The 2,044-nt window shown below is 37.0% G+C and carries 2 protein-coding genes; one reads left to right on the forward strand and one right to left on the reverse strand.

Annotation, left to right across the window (positions count from 1 at the left end; translation table 11 throughout):
• Positions 1–348: 348 nt before the first annotated feature.
• A complete protein-coding gene (locus tag AACV33_RS02010; RefSeq protein ID WP_255458670.1) occupies positions 349–510 on the reverse strand; it encodes a hypothetical protein in 162 nt (53 codons plus the stop codon).
• Between the two features lie 266 nt (positions 511–776).
• On the opposite strand from AACV33_RS02010, the gene AACV33_RS02015 reads away from it, so the two are divergent.
• Entirely contained in the window at positions 777–1,484 is a 708-nt protein-coding gene (locus AACV33_RS02015; protein ID WP_182700706.1) for a hypothetical protein, read from the forward strand.
• Positions 1,485–2,044 lie beyond the last annotated feature (560 nt).

Raw genomic sequence — 2,044 nt, forward strand, 5'->3', positions numbered from 1 at the left:
CTTAGAAAATCTTGGCAGGGCAGTTCTTTACCAAGTTGGCCAAGCCGAAAGTAAGCACGCACAACAATCGCATCAACACGATTTATTACATTCGGCGTTCTGGGTTTGCCTTTAGTTTTGTGATTAAGGCGGTTAATTCAGGTTGGTTTGCATGGTAATAAACGTGTTATGCCAGCGTTGTGCGTACTGAGTCCGAAATTTTTTGCACGGTTCATCAAAAGGATCGCGGCTTTCGTAGTTTCGGCTTAGTAAGCGTTCCTTTCTTCTTTGTTGCCTTTTGGTTTCCGTATTATCAAGTTCGGCAAATTAGCCCTTATTTCCCCAAGTTCAGGCGTTTCAGAGGCTATTTTACGCTTCAATTGTTCTTTGGTTATGCCTCATTTTGGCCTGCATCAGTGTTTTCCTCTTAGCATTTTTAATCCCAGTTGTGGCAAGGATATTTGGTTTATCAGTTCCAAATCTGCTGAAACCAAGCAATTCAAATGGCGTAAAAAATGTATTTTTTTCCATTTACGTTATCTCGCAATTTAAGAACATTTTGTTCGCTTAATTGCCATTGGTAAATTAGTATCAGGATACTAAAAATATTGGCAGGGCAGTTCTTTACCAAGTTAGCCAAGCCGAAAGTAAGCACGCACAACAATCGCATCAACACGATTTATTACATTCGGCGTTCTGGGTTTGTCTTGGGTTTCGTGATTAAGGCATCAAAATTCAGGTTGGTCTGCATGGTAATAAACGTGTTATGCCAGCGTTATGTGAATTTATGGAGAGTTATGAACGAGTTTTGGAAAGGTGTTTTATTTGGGTTGTTGCCAACTATAATTATGGCAATTTTAAGCTCCCTGTTTTTTGATATATTCATTGACAAAGTTATACTCCCCGGAGTAGTAAAACAATTAGAAAATCAAAATTATGTGTCACATGATCTGAAAGAAGGTAAATTTGTATCGACTAATTTAGATTCTTTTAATACAAATCACATGATTGATTCATCCATCTTGCTCAATTTGAAAGACGGTGAATTTGTATTGACCAAGAAGCTTGAAAGTGTGGAAGAAAATAATAATGAGCGGCTTGATAAAGTAGTTAAAGATTATAAACAGGCCATTTTTTCTCAATCTGAAGAAATTGCGTTTACCCGCTCTGATGTCGATAAACTTAAGAAAGTAATAACTGTGCTTGATGCAAAATTGAATGAAGGGTTTCAAGTTAAAGTCTATTATCACCATAATCGTGAATACAAAGGTCAAATTCAACTTAATACAAATAATATCTTGATTAAAAAGCTTCTTATTCACGGTTCAGAATATCAGCTTAATCATGCAAGCAATTATGCTGATTTTGATGCCGTTTTACGTCCTTTATCAGTTGATGGTAAATTGAGCTTTGAGCCTATTGCTAGTTTGTATATTGATGACCACAATAAACTTTTTGATGATGCAAAAAGTTCTGGCGTAGGTGACGCACAATTACGGTGGTAGCATTCACATAACAAATGCATCAACACGATTTACTACACTCGGCATCTCAGGTTGTCGGGTGTTTCTCGTTTTAAGGCGGCAATATTGAGTATAATTGAATAGTAGTAAACGTGTTATGCAGGCGTTACACGAACTCTAAGATCGCAGTTTTTTGGCTCAGTTCAGTGATTGAGCCGTTAGTTTTTTAGGCGTGAAAGTAGGGTGGATTTCCTTTTTCTTTGTTGCCTTTTGGTTTTCATTTCATCAGGTTCGGCAATTGACCCTTATTGCAAAAAGTTCATGGATTTCAGAAACCAATTCACGCTTCAATTGTTCAGGGTTTTGCCTCGTTTTAGTCTGTATCAGCGTTTTGCTCGCAGCATTTCAAATCCCAGTTGTGGCAAGGATATTTGGTTTATCAGTTCCAAACTTGCTGAAACCAAATCGTACAAATGATGTAAGAAAAAGGGATTGTTTCGTTTCACAGTTATTGCTGTTGAAGTGATATTTTGCTCGCTTAATTGAGCCAGTCTAATTAAACTCAGTTTACAGTAAATCTTGGTAAATCAATTCTTTACCAA

The sequence above is a fragment of the Aliivibrio sp. SR45-2 genome, assembly GCF_963890165.1.
Classification (GTDB): Bacteria; Pseudomonadota; Gammaproteobacteria; order Enterobacterales; family Vibrionaceae; genus Aliivibrio; species Aliivibrio salmonicida.